Below are 18,062 nucleotides of genomic sequence, written 5' to 3' on the forward strand. Positions count from 1 at the left end.
TATTAAAATTTAATCACAGGGAATACTTCACCCTGCTTAAACTCATTCCGTTCCAAAGGCAGTTCCATAAAGGCATCGGTATCAGCTAAGTTAGCAAAATCACCCGATCCATTGCCTTCTATGGATTGGGCCAATAGCACGCCCTGCTTTGTAAAAGTAAGCTTTACCTGCAAAAAATATTTTAGCTGTGGCGTAAAGGTAAAATCTTCGGCCAATTGGGCGTATATGGGCGGCTTAGAGGGTAATCCAAGCGTCTCGTTTAGCCATAATAAAAAATAGCGGTGCAGGCACATGAATGTTGCTACCGGGTTGCCGGGGAACGCGAATACCAGCACACCGTTATTATGCCTGCCAAACCAAAATGGCTTGCCCGGCCTTTGTTTAACCTTGTGGAACAACTTTTTCACCTGCAGGTCTTCCAGTGCCTGCGGAACATAGTCAAATTTACCCATGCTAATACCTCCGCTCAGCAGTATCACATCGTATTTTTGAAGACAGGTTTGAATTTGTTGTTTGGTGATCTCAGGATCGTCGGGAATATGCAGCATATCCGCATCTAAACCGTGTTGGCTTAAAACCGCTTTAATAGTATAATTATTCGACCGCCTGATCTGGTAGTCTGAGGGCGTATCGGCCACATCCACCAATTCGTCGCCCGATGATATGATTATCACCCGCGGCTGCTTTTTAACCATCAGCCGGGCCTTACCTACCGATGCAGCTAAGCTGATGATAGCCGGTGTAATCAGCTGATTTGCAGCAGCTACCGTATCGACCTGCATTTTATCTTTCCCTTTTTGGTGGATGTTTTGGCCTTGTTTGATATCTGTGATAAGCAATTTTGCCGTACCATCTTTAATCTCCAGGTCTTCGTAACGGATAATAGTATCCAGGGTAGATGACAAAGCAGCGCCCGTCATAATTTCGATGCATTCGTTTGTGTTATCAATCCCTATCGGCTCCTCGCCTGCTGCCTGTGTGGCCTTTATGTTAAAGGTGCTAATACCCTGTTCAATGGCTTTATATGCTATCGCGATACCATCCATAGTAACCCGGTTAAAGGGCGGCAGGTCGCGGTCGGCTTTGATATCTTCGGCTAAAACACGGCCCAGCGCCTGTTCAAAAGGCACAGTTCCGGTACCGTAATCCTTCAATTGGGCAAGTATTATCTGTTCGGCTTCTTCTACCGTTATCATGTTATCTTTTGTGTTAGCCCCCAATGGTGGCCATAGATTCGTGAAAGTTTGGGTTCTCTAAACGTTTTTGTTCGGCCTGCCAGCCATCCTTCTCGCGGGTGTTGAACGCCCGGCGCAGGGTTTGCTCCAGTTCGGTATCACTTATTCTCAAACGCATCAGGTCTTTAATATTCAGTACGCCATCATCATACAGGCAATTCTTTAAAGTGCCCTGTGGCGTAATACGGATGCGGTTGCAGGTGCCGCAAAATGTACGTGAGTAGGCCGCAATGATACCAACACTACCCTTATGCCCCGGAATGCTATAATTGTATGAGGTGGAATATTGCGGGTCGGGCACTTTCTGTATATCAGGAAATGTTTGTCTTATCTCGTCAAAGATCCTTACATAATCCCAAACAATACCGCTGTAGCTGTGCCCTTCGCCGTTAAAGGGCATTTCTTCTATAAAACGGACGCTTACGGGCAAGTTTTTGGTTAACTCCACCAGCGGGATAATATCCTGTGTGTTTTTACCAGCCATAACCACGGTGTTTATTTTTACTTCCATGTCGTGCTTTAACAGCTCCTCCATGGTTTCCATCACACTGGCAAATTCATCGCGGCGGGTAATGGCAAAAAAGCGGTTGGCATCCAGCGTGTCCAGGCTCAGGTTTACTGAGCGCACCCCTATCCGCTTTAGTTCGGCCACGTGCGGCGCGGTTAAAACACCGTTGGTAGTAAGGCTAAGTTCTTTGAGGCCATCAAGTTTTGACAGGGCCGTAAGCAACTGCATAATATCCTTACGAACAAATGGCTCGCCGCCGGTAATACGGATCTTTTCGATGCCCATTTTTACCAGCAAGCTGCAGGCCCGCAGCATTTCCTCGTAAGTCATCAGCTCCCTGCGCGACAGCCAGTCCAATCCCTCTGCGGGCATGCAATAAAAGCAGCGCAGGTTGCAGCGGTCGGTAACGGCCAGCCGCAGGTAATTTATCTTTCGTCCGTGGTTATCTAAAAGCAAGTGTTTTAATAATAGCTGGTAAACAGTGGCCATAAGCCAAAGTTTGGTAAAGTTAATGATTACAAAGCTTTTTAATTGTCGTTAATATGTCTAATAAATGCGGTAAGAAGTCTATTTTTGAGTAAATACTACTTGTGAAAGAATTAAGCGACATAGTACATGCATTTGATAACGCGCAAAAAGCAGGCAGGCAAACCGCCCTGGCAACCGTAGTGCATGTAGAAGGCTCATCCTATCGCCGTGCCGGTGCGCGTATGCTGGTTACCGAAGACGGGCAGTTAACCGGCGCTATTAGCGGCGGTTGTCTGGAAGGTGATGCCCTGCGAAAAGCACGGCTGGCTATGGCGCAGCAAAAACCCATGCTGGTTACCTATGATACTACCGACGATGACGATGCCAAACTTGGCGTAGGCTTGGGTTGTAATGGTATCATCCATATTTTAATTGAGCCGATACATCCGGCTTTACCAAACAACCCCATAACTTTTTTCAAGCAGTTCTTAAATGCGCGTGATCCGGTTGTGCTTATAACCATTTTTACTTTAAATGATAAGCAGTCGGCACAGCCGGGCACCTGCGCGTTAATGAATAAGGATGGGCAGGTGACGGGCGTTTTCCCGGATAGTATTATTGAAGAGGCTGTATTAGCCGATGCAAAGAATGTGTTGAAGAATGGCAACTCGGTCACCAAAACTTACCTATATGACGACAGGTTTACCTGCTTTGTAGAATTGCTGCAACCGGCGGTATCGCTGATTGTTGTTGGGGCTGGTAACGATGCCATTCCGCTTACCCAAATGGCAGCTGTTTTGGGCTGGCAAGTAACCGTTGTAGATGGCAGGGCAAATTATTCGGTTAGTGACCGTTTCCCGTTGGCTAATAAATTACTGGTTGCCAAACCCGATAATGCTTTGAGTAAGTTAAACATAGACAATCGCACCGTTTTTGTGCTGATGACGCACAATTACAATTATGATATGGCTATGCTTAAACAGCTTTTACCTTTGCAGTTACCCTACATTGGCGCTTTGGGGCCAAAAAAGCGCCTTAACCGCATGCTTGATGAATTGCGGGAAGAAGGGACTGATATAAACAAAGAGCAACTAAAAAGCATTTATGGCCCGGCGGGACTGGACATAGGGTCGGAAAATGCCGAGGAGATCGCCCTATCTATCGTTGCCGAGATACAGGCGGTTTTGGCAAAACGAAACGGTTTATCGTTACGATACAAGCAAGCCACACACAATCGCGACGAGCACATTGTACAGCAATCGTTAAATGCCAATACCTTATCATGACGTCAATAGTTATTCTTGCAGCAGGGTCGTCAAGCCGCTTTGGTTCGCCTAAGCAAAACCTGGTTTTTGATGGACAAACGCTTTTACAAAGGGCAATTAAGAATGCTTTAGCGGTTACCGAAATTGTAATAGTTGTATTAGGCGCTAACCGCGAGGATATTGAGTATACCATAAAAGATCATCCCGTTAATATCCTGTATAACCCAAACTGGCCCGAAGGTATGGCTACGTCCATAAGCCTGGCTATCGAAACGATTCAACGCGATTATTTAGGTGTAACATCTGCAATTTTCATGCTCTGCGATCAGCCTTTTGCTGATGGTGTACTATTAAACGAGTTGGTAAAAGCTGCCGGCAGTAGTGATAAAGGCATAATTGCTTCTGAATATAATAACACCCTCGGTGTGCCTGCCCTGTTCAAACAGGGTTATTTCCCCTACCTGATGGCCCTAAAGGGCAAAGAAGGCGCTAAAAAGCTTTTGGGGCTACATGCTGATGATGTACAATCAGTACCGTTTGCCTTGGGTGGTGTGGATATTGATACGATGGAAGATTGGGAGCGGTTTAATAAAAATTAAATAAAACCATGTCATTGCGAAGCGTGGCAATCTCAGCATATCCGCACTTCTCATGAGATTGCCACGTCGCTACGCTCCTCGCAATGACATATTGTAAAACAAGAAGAGATGCGATTATCGCATCTCTTTTTTCTTATTTAGCTACCGAAAATTTATATATCGATTGTGTTTTGTAGGTCTGACCAGGTTTTAACTCAGTTGAGGGGAACGTTGGCTGATTTGGCGAATCGGGGTAATGTTGTGTTTCCATCGCGAATGACGTACGGAACTCATCTTTTTTGCCGCCCTTCATGGCATTTTGCGCCTGCATAAAATTACCGCTGTAAAATTGCAAAGCGGGCTCTTCGGTAAATATCTCCATTTTAATGCCGCTTTTATCGCCAACAACAGTTGCTATCGGTGTGGTGATATCATGTTTGCTCAGCACAAAATTATGGTCGTAGCCCTTGCCATCTTTTAACTGGATGTTATCCGTATTAATGCGCGCGCCAATAGTGGTTGCCTTTGTAAAATCGAAAGGCGTGCCCGCAACCGCGTCTATTTTACCGGTTGGGATAAGCGTACTATCAACAGGCGTATAGTTATCGGCGTTAATTTGTACCAAATGATCTAAGATGGTACCGCTGCCTTCGCCGTTAAGGTTAAAAAAGGCGTGGTTGGTTAAGTTAACCACCGTGTTTTTATCTGTAGTGGCCGAGTAGCTTACCTTCATGGCATTGTCGTCGGTTATCTGGTAAGTAACCTTTACGTTTAAGTTACCGGGGAAACCACCCTCCATATCTTTGGCCTGGTAGCTTAACTCCAATGTGGCGCTGTCTATTTGCTTAGCATCCCAAACCACTTCCTGAAAACCCGGATGGCCGCCATGCAGGGTATTTTGCCCGTTATTGGTAACCAAGGTATATTCTTTACCATCTATCTTAAATTTCCCTTTGGCAATACGGTTACCGTAGCGGCCGATGGTTGCACCATAATATGGTTCTTTTGAATTGATAAAGCCATCAACACTTTCAAAACCTAAAACCACATCGGTTAGTTTGCCATCTTTATCGGGCACTAAAAGGCTCACAATACGGCCACCATAATTGGTAACGGCGGCTTCTACCCCATTCTTATTCTTCAGGATGTATAAGTGCGTTTGCTTGCCATCAATTGTTTTTTCGAAGGCCGATGCAGATGGTAATTTTGGTGTAGCTGTGGTACTGTCTGTCATGTTAGATGTGTTTTGTTTGGCGGATTGATTGCAGGCAGCAACAAGTAAACTTCCTGCTATCGCGAGCGCTAAAATTGGTTTTTTAAATGTATTTCGCATAATAATTTATAATTATTGGTTGTTTTGATTTAATATTAAAACGCTAAAACATCTGGCCCTAAAACCGCGCTGTTACATATATATGTGGGCACTATCCCTGTGGCCGAAATGCGGTTTTCGGCATCAGCCGGTTGTGTGTTGCCTGTTAGCACCAGCACCGTATCCAAGCCAAATTTATTGCCTCCTATGATATCTGTTTGCAGGGTATCGCCTACCATTACTATCTGCTTTTTGCTTATCTGGCGATAATCACGTATCAGGTCATAAGCAAACATAAACATCTGCGAATCGGGCTTACCAAACCGGATGAACTGCTTGCCAACTATGGCCTCAACCATTCCGGCAATACCGCCAATAGCTATACCCACATCATTTTTTGATACCGGGTAGGCGTAATCTGTATTAGCCACAATAGCCGGGATGGTACGCTTACGCAGCAGGTTAACGGTTTTATTCAGGTCCTGGCACCAGTCGAAGCCTTCATCATCCATAAAAACCAGCACATTAACTTTATCGATATTGGTGTTGTTGATATCGCGTACCGGCAAAGTATGCAATCCGGCACTTTCCAGGTAATGTGCCGAGTCTTCGGTACCTAAATAGGCTACTATACCATCATTCACTTTTAGGTCAAGATATTCCTTGGTTAGCATACCCGATGATATGATCCTATCGGCCGTTACGGCGTAAAGCCCTTTGTCGTGATATGATTGCGCCAATTGCCCCGGACTGCGCGATGCATCGTTGGTGACTATATAATATTCCTTTTTTTGCGATTGCAGGTAATCAAACGTACGTTCGATACCCGGCACCAGCCCGCTATGGGTTTTTAAAACACCAAACGCATCAAAAAATATAATTTCGTAACGGTCAATTATCGATTTAAAATCTTCAATGCGCTTCATTAATTTAATTATAAACGGTGCAGTTATTATAGTATCGTAAAATTCAAATTACCTGGCGGGATAAATTTATAAATGTTTATTAAACATTTATAATAATCATGCACTTTTAACTTAAGCCAAGCTCTTTTATTATTATTTCGGCGTTAAAATCCCTGTCGATGGATGGCAGGTAGATCTCCAGCGCCTCGGCCTGGAGTTTTTTGGCATACTGATCATTAAAAAAATATTTGCCATCTTTTATTACATAGTTAAGGATAAAGAAACGGTAAGCTTCCTTCAAAAACCGTATCTCGTCGGCAGTAACCGGGTTCACCTGGTGATATTCTTTCAAAAAGGTGATAAACCGGTCTTCCATCATCGGCCCTATTACATAACTAAATACCGTGCGGTCGCCGGCATCAGAAACCACGCGACTGAAAAAATAAAAATCCAGCAGGCGATAGCTCATCCTGAACCAGTCGTAATCCCAGCGCGAGTAAAGTTCCAGATCGGGCGTTACCGAAAAGTTACCGATGTTCCAGTCGATAAATACCGGTATGATCTCGAACGATTTCATATCATACCTTGATCTGTTCTTCAGAAACTGCTCGCAATGGTGTTTCAATAAATCAACCTGGGCGGCGTTGCCAAATTTACTTCCGTTTTTATCCAACTGGCGCTGCAGGTCGTATATATCGGTACGCAGCGTTTTTGATGATTTTGGTAGTACATTTTTAACACGCGAACAAGCTTTATGAAATTTACCCAATTGCGTACCCAGGGTTTTTATCTGGTCGGTATTAAGGCGGCGTGGCAACCTGTTTAAAATGCGGGTTGGGTTGTAAAACACTACCCATGCATCGTCTTTACCATGTTTATAGCGATATACATATACCCTGTTGTTTTTTAGCAGCGATTTAGATAGCAGATTCTCGAATGGATAAAGCAGATTATTAGATAGCGACTGGATAATGCGGTGATCCTCCTTAAAGTGCTCGAACTTGCCAAAAAACGAAAGCTTGGCAATAATAATATCCTCGTCGTCGAAAGTGATACGGTACACATGGTTGGTAGAAACCATCGCGCTGATATCCTCAATATCCTTAATAATTTTGGAGCTATCGTAGCCTTCCCAGGCCGATTTTATGATTAGATGAAAGTCCATTACCGGGATTAATTTATAATTGCATAGATAGTTTATTTAACCACAAAGAGCACAAAGTTTTTTCACAAAGGTCACTAAGATTGGTTATCTGCTATATTGAGCCATTAATAACTCGTTTTATCCCATCCTTTAATCTTACCACATTGAAATTGATAAGCAATCCTAATTTGTAATTTCCAAGTTTCAAATATGTTAGCGTTTGAGCTAAATGAACATCGTTAGTAGCTTCTACACTTTTAATTTCAATTACCAATTTATTATCCACCAACAAATCTATTCTGTAACCACAATCTAAACGCACTTCTTCAAACACTAAGGGCATCGGTTTTTCTTTTTCTACGTAATATCCCGCTTGAAATAATTTATAAAAAAGACATTCTTTATAAGCACTTTCCAACAAACCAGGACCCAAAGCCTTGTGAACTTCTATTGCAATACCTATTATACCATTCGACAATTCATTTTCATTCATAAAGCTTTGTGTACTTTGTGATTTTCCTCGGTGTTCTTTGTGGTTAAAACTAATAAACTAAATAGATTCGAAATACCTCTTCAACTCCCAATCGCTTACGCTTTTGGCGTATTGGCGGTGCTCCCAAAGGCGGGTATTAGTAAAATGCTGCACAAAGCCTTCGCCAAACAGCTCGTTGGCAATTGATGAGTTTTGCATGGCAATTGCGGCATCGTAAAGGCTGGTATGCAGGGTACCGTTACTTTTATCCTGGTAGCCGTTGCCTGTTGTTGGGGCAATATCGAGCTTCAACTTATTCCTGATGCCATATAAACCCGATGCTAAAGCGGCGGCCATGGCCAGGTAGGCGTTGGTATCAGAGCCCGGGATGCGGGTTTCTAAACGTGTTGATGATGCTGACGAGTTGATCACGCGCATGGCTGTAGTGCGATTGTCTATCCCCCAGGTAATGGTGGTTGGCGCCCAGGCACCTTCTACCAGGCGTTTATAGCTGTTAACATTAGGCGCGTACATGGGCAGCAAATGCGGCAGGCAGTAAAGCTGGCCTGCAAGATATTGCTTATATGTTTCGCTCATTTTATTTGCATCGCCGGTATCGTAAAACAAATTCCGGGTTTGGCCTTTATCCCACAAGCTTTGGTGGATGTGGCCGCCGCAGCCCGGCAGCTGCTGGTTCCATTTGGCCATAAACGATGCGGTAATGCCATGCCTTGCGCCGATCTCCTTAACAGCCGCTTTAAATAAAATAGCCTTATCGGCGGCATCTAAAACATCCGAATGCGCTATAGCCGCCTCGTATACACCGGGTCCTGTTTCGGTGTGCAGGCCCTCTATGGGTATATTAAATCGGGTTAGTAAATTAAACAGATCGTAATAAAACGCGCTGTTTTGTGATGTGCGCAGCAGCGAGTAACCAAACATCCCCGGCGATAAGGGTTCCAGGTTAGTAAAGCCTTTCTGATGCAACGTTTGCGGTGTTTCTTTAAAATTGAACCACTCAAACTCCTGTGTAAACGCGGCATGGTAACCCATATCAGTACAATTATTGGCAATTTGTTTTAACAGGCTGCGCGGGCAAGCGGGCAATGCACCCCCTTTAGGCCCGGTAAAATCAGCTAAAAAGAACGGGATGTTATCTTCCCATGGCACAGTACGGAAAGTAGACAGATCGATATAACATTGCTTATCGGGGTAACCGGTATGCCAGCCGGTAAGTTCAACATTATCGTAGGTAACATCAGCGCTGTCCCATCCAAAAACAACATCGCAAAAACCATATCCCCCCTGCAAGCCATCCATAAACTTTTGGGTACTGATAACCTTGCCCCGCAAAATGCCGTCGATATCGGCAAAAGCAAATTTCACTTTCTCAGTGTTGTTCTCTTTTATATAGGCAATAATCTGTTCCTTATTCATTATTTATAGTATAAAATGCCAATTTAAGCAAGATAAATAATATGTATCGTATTATATTATATGCAAATCGGCAATTGCCTCTTTGCATTACCGGTCATTACATCAAATTATAAGGCAAAAAAAAGTCCCCCGGTTATAACACGGGGGACTTTTGGCAGATATAGGGGTATTAAACTTTTGCAGATTTTACAGTTTTAATAATAACTGCGGCTACTTTGTACGGATCGGCAGCTGAGTTAGGGCGACGATCTTCCAGGTAACCACTCCAGTCGTGGTCTACAGTATATAACGGGATACGGATAGAAGCGCCACGGTCTGATACGCCGTAGCTGAAATCAGTGATAGAGGCTGTTTCGTGCTTACCGGTTAAACGCAGCTCGTTATGAGCGCCATATACGGCAACACACTCGTCAACCGCAGGGCGGAAAGCTTCACAGATTGCAGTAAAGGTTTCTTTACTGTTTGCAGTACGTAAAGTTGTATTAGAAAAGTTAGCGTGCATACCAGAACCGTTCCAATCTAAAGTACCCAATGGTTTGCAATGCCAGTTGATAGAAACACCATAGCTTTCGCCAATTCTTTCTAATAAATAACGCGCAACCCAGATCTGGTCGCCGGCTTCTTTAGCGCCTTTGGCAAATATCTGAAACTCCCACTGGCCGGCAGCAACTTCGGCGTTGATACCTTCAACGTTAAGGCCTGCTTCTAAACAAGCATCCAGGTGTTCTTCAACAATATCGCGGCCAAATGCATTGTTAGCACCTACCGAGCAATAGTATGGGCCTTGTGGTGCCGGGTACCCGTTTTTAGGGAAACCAAGCGGTTTATCTGTTTCAGGGTCCCACAAAAAGTATTCCTGCTCAAAACCAAACCAAAAATCATTATCATCATCCTGGATAAGTGCACGGCCGTTCGATTCGTGCGGCTGGCCTTTTGAATCTAAAACTTCGCACATTACAAGGTACGCATCCTTACGTTGCGGATCAGGACAAGCATAAACGGGTTTTAAAACGCAATCTGATGAACCGCCTGGTGCCTGTTCGGTGGATGATCCATCAAAGCTCCAGTTATCCAACTCTTCTACCGTACCATTGAATGGTTTATTAAGAATTTTAGTTTTACTACGCAGGCTTTGTGTTGGTTTGTAGCCGTCAAGCCAGATGTACTCAAGTTTAGTTGCCATTTTTAATGATTGATTTTAGTTTTTTAAGTTTAATTATAATTTCTTATAAGATTTACCAGCATTTATCCTGCGAATTTAAATTATTTTTATAAAATTCATAGTAATGTTGATAAATTTTATAAAAATTAACAATAAAACCCAATTAAAATTCTAAAATATATGATTTAAGTGCAATTTAGACAATAATTAATCATGCTTACAACAGTTATAATTAATCAAGAGCAAAAAAACGGGCAGCCATATGCAATGGTTGCCCGTCTTTACCTAAAAGGATTATCTATTTTGCTGAAGCTACGCCCCAATAACACTTATCCCTAATAAGTTTCAGTTCAGCTTTATCAATATTAACTTCATTTTTACCATTGTTTAACTCAAAATACAGTTTAGATAAGCTATTATCGTAAATAAACGATGCTACTTTGGGATTTGTAGCATTTTTTTCTAAAATCTCAACCTTTAAGCTATTTGTTGCCTTTTTTTTATTGGTTGTATCCTGAGGCTGCGCGCCCTCTATCCAATTAACAACGTAATATATATCTTTTGTCGACCTTGAAGAGGTAACAACCTTATAGTCTATTGTTTTTTGGATAACTCCTATAATGCATTTAACGCAGGGCTCGGCCACAGTGGCATTACCATAGTTTTTTTTAGGATTATTTATTACGCTATCCTTTTTTTGGTTTACAGTTACAGCGGTTTTGGTAATATCGTCTGAAACTGGTTTAGGTTTATTGTTATTGCAGGATATAAATGCTACACATAGCATTATCCATAGGGGGAGTATTGACCTGTACATTGTAGTATTGTTTACAGTTAAACGTTTATAACTGTAATTTGTGTTTTAGCATGCACGTTATTAATTATGTCCAATTTGCACGGCATAAATTCCAAACCAATTATTTGTTATTAAATAAGGCATCAATGGGTGATTTTGCATAAATTTTACTAAAATTGCGCTCTGTATATCATATAGATGATTACACAGCAATGTCGCGACTCCATTGCGCTTAGTGTAAACTTTATATCATTAAATTAGTTTATAAAAGGTATTAATCCATCAAATAATTTATTTGAATGTATCTTTAGCATTCAATAATATCATGAATAACGGCAGTAATAGTTCAAATACAACGGTTGATGTAGTTTTAGTTGGCGCGGGCATTATGAGCGCAACACTTGGGGTAATGCTTAAACAGCTGCAGCCCGATCTTACGATAGAAATTTTTGAACGCCTTGATACCGTAGCTGCCGAAAGTTCTGACGCGATGAACAACGCCGGTACAGGCCACTCCGCCTTTTGCGAGCTTAATTATACCCCACAGCGTAAAGATGGCAGTATTGAAATATCAAAAGCCATAAAAATTGCCGAGCAGTTTGAAATTACCAAAGAGTTTTGGGCCTTTTTAGTGGAGAATGGTTATGTGGGCGCACCGCAAACCTTTATTAGCAAAATACCACATATGAGTTTTGTTTGGGGCGATGATAATGTAAATTACCTAAAAAAGCGCCGGCAGGCATTGGTGCAACACCATTTCTTTAAGGGCATGCAATATTCTGAAGATCATGCGCAGCTTAAAAAATGGATACCGCTGGTAATGGAAGGCCGCGACGAAGGCCATAATGTATCGGCCACATATATGGATATTGGTACCGATGTTAACTTTGGCGCCCTTACGCGCAGCCTGATCGACAAATTGAAACAAAAACCCGGTGTTAACTTAAACCTTAACCACGATGTTAACGATATAAAGCGCAATAAGGATAACAGCTGGCAAATAAAGGTTAGCGACCGTGTAAGCGGCAATAAACGAAAATTAAACGCAAAATTTGTTTTTGTTGGTGCAGGCGGCGGTGCCCTGCCCCTGCTGCAAAAATCGGGCATACCCGAGAGCAAGGGTTTTGGCGGTTTTCCGGTGAGCGGGCAATGGCTGGTATGTACCAATCCCGATGTTATTAATGAACACTATGCTAAGGTATATGGTAAGGCATCGGTAGGTTCGCCGCCTATGTCGGTACCGCATCTGGATACCCGGATGATAGACGGCAAAAAGGCATTGCTTTTTGGGCCATACGCGGGTTTTTCCACCCGTTTCTTAAAAAAAGGATCGCTGCTCGACCTGTTTACCTCTATAAAACTGAACAACATACTGCCATTGCTTGCGGTAGCACGCGATAACATGGCGCTTACCAAATATCTTATCAGCCAGGTGATGCAATCATCGGGCGACAGGTTAAAGGCTTTGCAGGAATATTTTCCGGGAGCCAAAGCCGACGAATGGGTTTTGGATATTGCCGGCCAGCGTGTACAGGTTATAAAAAAGGATGCTAAACGTACCGGCGTACTGGAGTTTGGTACCGAGGTGGTAACCAGCGCCGATGGCAGTATATCTGCCTTGTTAGGGGCCTCGCCAGGCGCCTCAACATCGGTGCCTATAATGGTAGATCTGATAAGCCGCTGCTTTAAAGATAAGGCTAAAACTACCGAATGGCAGGACACATTTAAAAGGATGATCCCATCTTATGGACAGTCGCTTACAACCAACGAGGTTTTAGCAGATGCTACACGTGAGCGTACAAGTAAAGTGTTAGGATTGGTATAAGATTTTCAAGCGATCAATAACGACTTCTCGACTTGCGATTATTGGCCGGGGCATTCTCCGTTTGCAAAGCGTAACTTATGGGCACACTATATTGTACCCGTACCGGCTTACCTTTGGAAAGCCCTGGTTTCCATTTTGGCGATTCGGCAAGCACCCTCACAGACTCTTCATCCAATCCGCTCCCTAATCCTCGTAATACTCTTATATTGGTTATAGTACCGTCTTTTTCTACAATAAAAGTGATAACAACTCGTCCTTGCACATTATTTTCACGCGCCCTGGCCGGATATCTGATATTTCGTGAAAGATATTTCCCAAATGCCGAATCTCCGCCGGGGAAAGACGGCGATACATCTACTTTTTCAAATACACTGTCTTTTATCTTTAAAAACTCTTCTCCCGAAATAATCTGCCCCTGTTTATAAACAATAGTGTAAACAGTATCAGCAATATACCGTTTCCATTCGCCCTCCTCTTTTCCATTTAAAACCGGCCCTTCCATATAACCCTCTAAGTTACCGTCGCTCGTTTTTAACCACTTGCCGTTACCATTATTTGCAAGAATGTTTCCGGCAGTATCAAGGCATTGTTTAAGGTAGATATCTTTAAGCGAATGGTTTTGAATAGTGTGTAAGCTTCCGTTAGAATAATAAGTTACCGCATCGCCAACAATAACTCCTTTTTCAAAATTCCGGATACTCTTCCGTTTCCCATTAGGATAATATTCATAACAAATACTCCTGGCTCCGGGAAAAAAATTCAAGCTATCAACGGTTGTTTTTGCTGTAAGCTTTAATGTACCATCCATATAATAATCATTCACCCTAAACATGTTGGAATCGGTTTTGATCAATAGGCGCACAAATTTAGCATCTTGTTCGCTTGCCATGGTGGTTTCATCCAACATATAATACCCAACAGAATCAGGGCGCTTTTCGGTTTTACGGCTGTTGCTCTGAGCAATAGCAGTAGATGATAAGGCCCAAAGTATTGTAAGGTATATATATTTCACCATTAATATTAGTTCAAATAAGTCATAAACAGTATAAAGTAATCCCGGAGTTTCATGATCAATTATTTACAATGCTGATCAGTAATAACTACTCATGTCTTTGTGAAGCCCTATACGGCTTAGATTTATATCCAAAATCACCGGTGAAAAAGAAATGGCTTTATCCTTCTTATGCGCAGGTATCCAGGGTGACGTTTCATTTAGCACCCTGATGATCTCGGCATTAAATGTTGTATCGGTGGTAGCGTTTATCTTTATATTGGCAAGGCTTCCATCAGCTTTCACATCTAAAAAAACAAGTATCCGGCCATAGCCAAAAAATTTCGGGTTATTTAATTTCGAATATTTGATGTGTTTGCCTAAATATTTATATAATTCGGTCAAGCCGTTTTTATACATCGGGATTTTAGGAGAATAATCATACTTTCTTCCTGAGTAATCGTAATAAACACTCGATAAAAGTTTTCCATTTTTATAAGTATAAACCGTTTTAATAGAATCTTCATCAATGCCAACCCACTCGCCAGTTTCTTTTTCATTTTTAATATCGCCCTCTAATAACACGTTTTTAAACGACTCATCAAATTTTATGAAATGTCCGTTGCCATTTTCAACCAATATTTTACCGGTCGAATCCCTGCATTCTTTAAAACTAAACCCTTTGTTTTTGTAATACGATTTTATTGTGTAAGGTTTTCCATTAGGGTAAAAATCATATATATCACCATCCAGGTGCCCAAGTGTATAATTTTCAATAGCTTTTTTATGTCCATTTTCATAATATTCCAGATACGGGCCCTGGTATTTAACCTTAAATGAGTTAGTAAATGATTTTGCAACAGACCTGATCTTGCCACTCGGAAAAAAACTTCTGATCAAAAATAGATTTGTATCAGGTGCTTCGGGCGGGGAAATTACATATATAAAGTCGGCACTGTCTTTAGTTTCAACCAGTGCGCTGTCTTTTATATAATAAACAAGTGTTTCGGCTTTAATATCGTGAGTGATGTGAAGCGTTTGTGCGTAAGCAAATCCCGATAAAAAAACATTAAACAGGATAATAATTAAAGGTTTAGGCATTATCATATCAACGGTAAATTTACAGGTATTTTCTTTGTTTAAACAAACCCTATTTTTTATATTTTTGCAGCTGCCTGTGTAAGGGTTTCCCAATAAATGGATATATCAGTAGTAGTACCACTTTACGATGAAGTAGAATCGTTACCTGAGCTTACCTCGTGGATAAGCCGCGTAATGGACGAGAACCGTTACAGTTACGAGATTATTTTAGTTGACGATGGCAGCAAGGATGGTTCGTGGGATATGATAGTTAAGCTAAAGCAAAGCAACCCGTTTATAAAAGGTTTCAAATTCAGGCGCAATTACGGCAAATCTGCCGCGCTGAATATTGGTTTTGAAGCTGCACAAGGCAACGTGGTTATTACAATGGATGCCGACCTGCAGGATAGTCCCGACGAGATACCTGTACTTTACCGCCGCATAACCGAAGATAAATACGACCTGGTATCGGGATGGAAGGCCAAACGTTACGACCCTATAACCAAAACCGTACCCACCAAGCTTTTTAACGCGGCCACACGCAGCATGAGCGGTATACATAACCTGCACGATTTTAACTGCGGCCTTAAGGCTTACCGCAACACCGTGGTAAAAAACATAGAGGTATATGGCGAAATGCACCGTTATATACCCGTTATTGCCAAATGGGCGGGCTTTACCAAAATTGGCGAACAGGTGGTTGAGCACCGCGCCCGCAAGTACGGTAAAACCAAATTCGGGTGGACACGCTTTATCAACGGCTTTCTGGATCTGCTTTCCATATTTTTTGTAGGAAAGTTTGGCAAGCGCCCAATGCACTTTTTTGGCGCTATGGGCACCCTTAGCTTTTTTGCGGGAATTGTTATTACAATATGGATGCTGAGCGAAAAGCTATACCTTATAGCACACAAGCTACCTTATCGGGATGTAACGGATAATCCGCTGTTTTACATCGCGCTGGTAGCCATACTGTTAGGTTCGCAGCTTTTTTTAACCGGCTTTGTTGCCGAGCTTGTTGCCCGCAGCGCACCCGAACGCAACAGGTACCAAATTGAGGAAAATATTTAGATATGAGATTTGAGATGTTAGATTTGAGAAGCCATTGTGCTATCCTTTTTCTAACGTCTTCGCGTCGTCTCATATCTCAAGTCTCATATCTCACATCTAAATAAAGAATGTTTTTTTCCATCATCATACCTTTATATAACCGCCCACAGGAAATTGCCGAACTACTGGCTACGCTGATATTGCAAACCTATAAGCAGTTCGAGGTTTTGGTGATTGAGGATGGCTCGGTTGACAGGGCCGAAGATATCGTAAAGGGCTATGAAAACAGGCTTAATATCCATTACTTTGAAAAAGCCAACGAAGGCCAGGGCTTTACCCGCAATTTTGGCTTTGAACGCGCCAAAGGCGATTATTTTGTAATATTTGATTCGGACTGCCTGATCCCTGCGGATTATTTGCAGATAGTGAACGATTCGCTCGGCAAAAACTGGCTGGATGCCTACGGCGGGCCTGATGGCGCGCACGAATCATTTACCCCACTGCAAAAGGCTATCAGCTACTCCATGACCTCTCCATTCACCACCGGCGGCATCCGCGGGGGTAAAAAAGGCATCGGGCAGTTTCACCCGCGTAGCTTTAACATGGGCGTATCGCGCGCGGTATGGGAAAAGGCAGGCGGTTTTATCATTACCCGTTTGGGCGAGGATATTGAATACAGTATCCGCATCCACTCCTTAGGCTACAAAATAGGCCTGATACCCGAGGCGGTAGTTTACCACAAACGCCGCACCGATTTTTTAAAGTTTTATAAGCAGATCCACTTTTTCGGCAGGGCACGCATCAACATCTATAAATTCTTTCCGTCGCAGCTTAAGCTGGTGCATTTTTTCCCGGCATTTGCAACGCTGGCCATGCTTTTTACCATAATTGCCAATGTAGCGCAATGGCCAATTGCCCTATTGTGTAATATTATGTTAGCTATTTACATTATGTTGATATTTTTTCACTCGTGGATGAAAAACAAATCAGCAAAAATCGCATTTTTGAGCATAATAGCAGCCTTCACACAACTGATAGCCTACGGGTTAGGATTTATGCAGGATTTTTGGAAGCGTGTAGTGTTAAAAAGCTCTTAAAAACGTAGTATGTACCACCCCTTTTCTGTTGCAGAAACTATAAAATCTGCATGGATAATTTTCAAAAAAAATTTTGTAACCATTATTGTTTACTCGGTAATTGCGTTTTTCCTGCTCTCTGTTCTTGGCATAATAATAGGCTTCATTTACTCCCCTACAGATTTTACAGGAACCATGATTGTATCGTTCCTGCTAATATGGGTGCAGGCATATACTACCCTTGGGTTATATAAGCTGATATTTACCTTAATTGACAGTGAGTATTACGATTTTGAATTTATGCAGGTAATACCTAAGGTAAAAATGATTTGGAGTTACCTGGCTGTGGTATTCATCATTGCTTTTATTATCACCAACTTAACAATCCTGATAGATTATTTAGAGCCGCATCCCGAAGTGCAGTTCGGAGTGGAAATACTTGCAGGCATAGGCGGCCTTTATCTTGCTTTAAGGTCTATGTTTTTTAACACTTTTATTGTAGATGACGCCTCCGGCCCTATCGAATCAATAAAACAAAGTTTTGAACTTACCAGGGGGAACCTTTTAAAAGTAGTGCTGATACTGGGCATTATTATCCTATTTATTGCATTGCCTGCAAAACTCGCACAATATTACCCTGTTATATCCTTAGCAATAGTATTCACTTATCCGTTTGTAAACATTATTCTGGCGGTTACTTATCGCAAGCTTGTTTATAGCCATCAGGATATAGACGACGACATCGCCGAAACCAATTAATT

17 protein-coding genes are annotated in these 18,062 nt (G+C 42.3%); 6 read left to right on the forward strand and 11 right to left on the reverse strand.

The window, feature by feature from the left end; translation table 11 throughout:
* Positions 1-2 precede the first annotated feature (2 nt).
* On the reverse strand, positions 3-1,196 hold the full coding sequence (locus EWM62_RS03495; RefSeq protein WP_129875236.1) for a molybdopterin molybdotransferase MoeA: 1,194 nt from the start codon (positions 1,194-1,196) through the stop codon (positions 3-5).
* A gap of 13 nt (positions 1,197-1,209) precedes the next feature.
* Positions 1,210-2,232: a GTP 3',8-cyclase MoaA gene (gene moaA, locus EWM62_RS03500; protein ID WP_238989270.1), complete on the reverse strand. Its 1,023-nt coding sequence runs from the start codon at positions 2,230-2,232 to the stop codon at positions 1,210-1,212.
* Between the two features lie 101 nt (positions 2,233-2,333).
* On the opposite strand from moaA, the gene EWM62_RS03505 reads away from it, so the two are divergent.
* Together EWM62_RS03505 and EWM62_RS03510 are read left to right on the forward strand one after the other, a co-directional pair.
* The gene (locus EWM62_RS03505) at positions 2,334-3,497 is read left to right on the forward strand and encodes an XdhC family protein (protein ID WP_129875237.1); all 1,164 of its coding nucleotides are present in this window, start codon (positions 2,334-2,336) and stop codon (positions 3,495-3,497) included.
* Positions 3,494-4,075 (forward strand): nucleotidyltransferase family protein, encoded by a 582-nt coding sequence (locus EWM62_RS03510; protein ID WP_129875238.1) that lies wholly within the window; start codon positions 3,494-3,496, stop codon positions 4,073-4,075. Before EWM62_RS03505 ends, EWM62_RS03510 begins: the two co-directional genes overlap by 4 nt.
* A 133-nt stretch (positions 4,076-4,208) precedes the next feature.
* On the opposite strand, the gene EWM62_RS03515 is transcribed toward EWM62_RS03510, so the two are convergent.
* The 7 genes from EWM62_RS03515 to EWM62_RS03545 all read right to left on the reverse strand — a co-directional run bounded on the left by EWM62_RS03515 (position 4,209) and on the right by EWM62_RS03545 (position 11,303).
* Positions 4,209-5,288, reverse strand: coding sequence for an aldose epimerase family protein (locus EWM62_RS03515; protein ID WP_317127789.1), 1,080 nt, complete (start codon positions 5,286-5,288; stop codon positions 4,209-4,211).
* 134 nt (positions 5,289-5,422) lie between these two features.
* Entirely contained in the window at positions 5,423-6,292 is an 870-nt protein-coding gene (locus EWM62_RS03520; protein ID WP_129875240.1) for an HAD-IIA family hydrolase, read from the reverse strand.
* A gap of 106 nt (positions 6,293-6,398) precedes the next feature.
* Entirely contained in the window at positions 6,399-7,436 is a 1,038-nt protein-coding gene (locus EWM62_RS03525) for a hypothetical protein (protein WP_203234974.1), read from the reverse strand.
* Between the two features lie 91 nt (positions 7,437-7,527).
* Complete coding sequence (locus EWM62_RS03530; protein ID WP_129875242.1) at positions 7,528-7,908, reverse strand: GxxExxY protein; 381 nt, start codon at positions 7,906-7,908, stop codon at positions 7,528-7,530.
* A 57-nt stretch (positions 7,909-7,965) separates the two neighbouring features.
* Entirely contained in the window at positions 7,966-9,324 is a 1,359-nt protein-coding gene (locus EWM62_RS03535; RefSeq protein ID WP_129875243.1) for a glutamine synthetase family protein, read from the reverse strand.
* 169 nt (positions 9,325-9,493) lie between these two features.
* A complete protein-coding gene (locus tag EWM62_RS03540; RefSeq protein WP_129875244.1) occupies positions 9,494-10,507 on the reverse strand; it encodes a glutamine synthetase beta-grasp domain-containing protein in 1,014 nt (337 codons plus the stop codon).
* Positions 10,508-10,784: 277 nt separating this feature from the next.
* Positions 10,785-11,303, reverse strand: a complete 519-nt coding sequence (locus EWM62_RS03545) for a hypothetical protein (protein WP_129875245.1) — start codon at positions 11,301-11,303, stop codon at positions 10,785-10,787.
* A 274-nt stretch (positions 11,304-11,577) separates the two neighbouring features.
* On the opposite strand from EWM62_RS03545, the gene EWM62_RS03550 reads away from it, so the two are divergent.
* Positions 11,578-13,107 carry a malate:quinone oxidoreductase gene (locus tag EWM62_RS03550; protein ID WP_317127790.1) on the forward strand — a complete coding sequence of 510 codons (1,530 nt, stop codon included), beginning with the start codon at positions 11,578-11,580 and terminating at the stop codon, positions 13,105-13,107.
* A 13-nt stretch (positions 13,108-13,120) separates the two neighbouring features.
* Here EWM62_RS03550 and EWM62_RS03555 read toward each other — a convergent pair whose 3' ends face one another.
* The gene (locus tag EWM62_RS03555) at positions 13,121-14,122 is read right to left on the reverse strand and encodes an energy transducer TonB (RefSeq protein WP_129875247.1); all 1,002 of its coding nucleotides are present in this window, start codon (positions 14,120-14,122) and stop codon (positions 13,121-13,123) included.
* A 75-nt stretch (positions 14,123-14,197) separates the two neighbouring features.
* Positions 14,198-15,199, reverse strand: a complete 1,002-nt coding sequence (locus EWM62_RS03560; protein WP_129875248.1) for a toxin-antitoxin system YwqK family antitoxin — start codon at positions 15,197-15,199, stop codon at positions 14,198-14,200.
* 96 nt (positions 15,200-15,295) lie between these two features.
* Between EWM62_RS03560 and EWM62_RS03565 the strand changes: the two genes are divergently transcribed.
* The 3 genes from EWM62_RS03565 (at position 15,296) to EWM62_RS03575 (ending at position 18,060) form a co-directional block, all read left to right on the forward strand.
* Entirely contained in the window at positions 15,296-16,246 is a 951-nt protein-coding gene (locus EWM62_RS03565) for a glycosyltransferase family 2 protein (RefSeq protein WP_129875249.1), read from the forward strand.
* 107 nt (positions 16,247-16,353) lie between these two features.
* A complete protein-coding gene (locus EWM62_RS03570) occupies positions 16,354-17,322 on the forward strand; it encodes a glycosyltransferase (protein ID WP_129875250.1) in 969 nt (322 codons plus the stop codon).
* A gap of 9 nt (positions 17,323-17,331) precedes the next feature.
* Positions 17,332-18,060 carry a hypothetical protein gene (locus EWM62_RS03575; protein ID WP_129875251.1) on the forward strand — a complete coding sequence of 243 codons (729 nt, stop codon included), beginning with the start codon at positions 17,332-17,334 and terminating at the stop codon, positions 18,058-18,060.
* Positions 18,061-18,062 lie beyond the last annotated feature (2 nt).

This window comes from Mucilaginibacter terrigena, from assembly GCF_004168255.1.
Lineage (GTDB): Bacteria > Bacteroidota > Bacteroidia > Sphingobacteriales > Sphingobacteriaceae > Mucilaginibacter > Mucilaginibacter terrigena.

Excerpts from the sequence above, each read along its gene's own strand:
- EWM62_RS03495 (WP_129875236.1), bottom strand. The coding sequence starts at position 1,196 with ATGATAACGGTAGAAGAAGCCGAACAGATAATACTTGCCCAATTGAAG.
- moaA (WP_238989270.1), bottom strand. The coding sequence starts at position 2,232 with ATGGCCACTGTTTACCAGCTATTATTAAAACACTTGCTTTTAGATAAC.
- EWM62_RS03510 (WP_129875238.1), top strand. The coding sequence starts at position 3,494 with ATGACGTCAATAGTTATTCTTGCAGCAGGGTCGTCAAGCCGCTTTGGT.
- EWM62_RS03515 (WP_317127789.1), bottom strand. The coding sequence starts at position 5,288 with ATGACAGACAGTACCACAGCTACACCAAAATTACCATCTGCATCGGCC.
- EWM62_RS03520 (WP_129875240.1), bottom strand. The coding sequence starts at position 6,292 with ATGAAGCGCATTGAAGATTTTAAATCGATAATTGACCGTTACGAAATT.
- EWM62_RS03525 (WP_203234974.1), bottom strand. The coding sequence starts at position 7,436 with ATGGACTTTCATCTAATCATAAAATCGGCCTGGGAAGGCTACGATAGC.
- EWM62_RS03530 (WP_129875242.1), bottom strand. The coding sequence starts at position 7,908 with ATGAATGAAAATGAATTGTCGAATGGTATAATAGGTATTGCAATAGAA.
- EWM62_RS03535 (WP_129875243.1), bottom strand. The coding sequence starts at position 9,324 with ATGAATAAGGAACAGATTATTGCCTATATAAAAGAGAACAACACTGAG.
- EWM62_RS03540 (WP_129875244.1), bottom strand. The coding sequence starts at position 10,507 with ATGGCAACTAAACTTGAGTACATCTGGCTTGACGGCTACAAACCAACA.
- EWM62_RS03545 (WP_129875245.1), bottom strand. The coding sequence starts at position 11,303 with ATGTACAGGTCAATACTCCCCCTATGGATAATGCTATGTGTAGCATTT.
- EWM62_RS03555 (WP_129875247.1), bottom strand. The coding sequence starts at position 14,122 with ATGGTGAAATATATATACCTTACAATACTTTGGGCCTTATCATCTACT.
- EWM62_RS03560 (WP_129875248.1), bottom strand. The coding sequence starts at position 15,199 with ATGCCTAAACCTTTAATTATTATCCTGTTTAATGTTTTTTTATCGGGA.
- EWM62_RS03565 (WP_129875249.1), top strand. The coding sequence starts at position 15,296 with ATGGATATATCAGTAGTAGTACCACTTTACGATGAAGTAGAATCGTTA.
- EWM62_RS03570 (WP_129875250.1), top strand. The coding sequence starts at position 16,354 with ATGTTTTTTTCCATCATCATACCTTTATATAACCGCCCACAGGAAATT.
- EWM62_RS03575 (WP_129875251.1), top strand. The coding sequence starts at position 17,332 with ATGTACCACCCCTTTTCTGTTGCAGAAACTATAAAATCTGCATGGATA.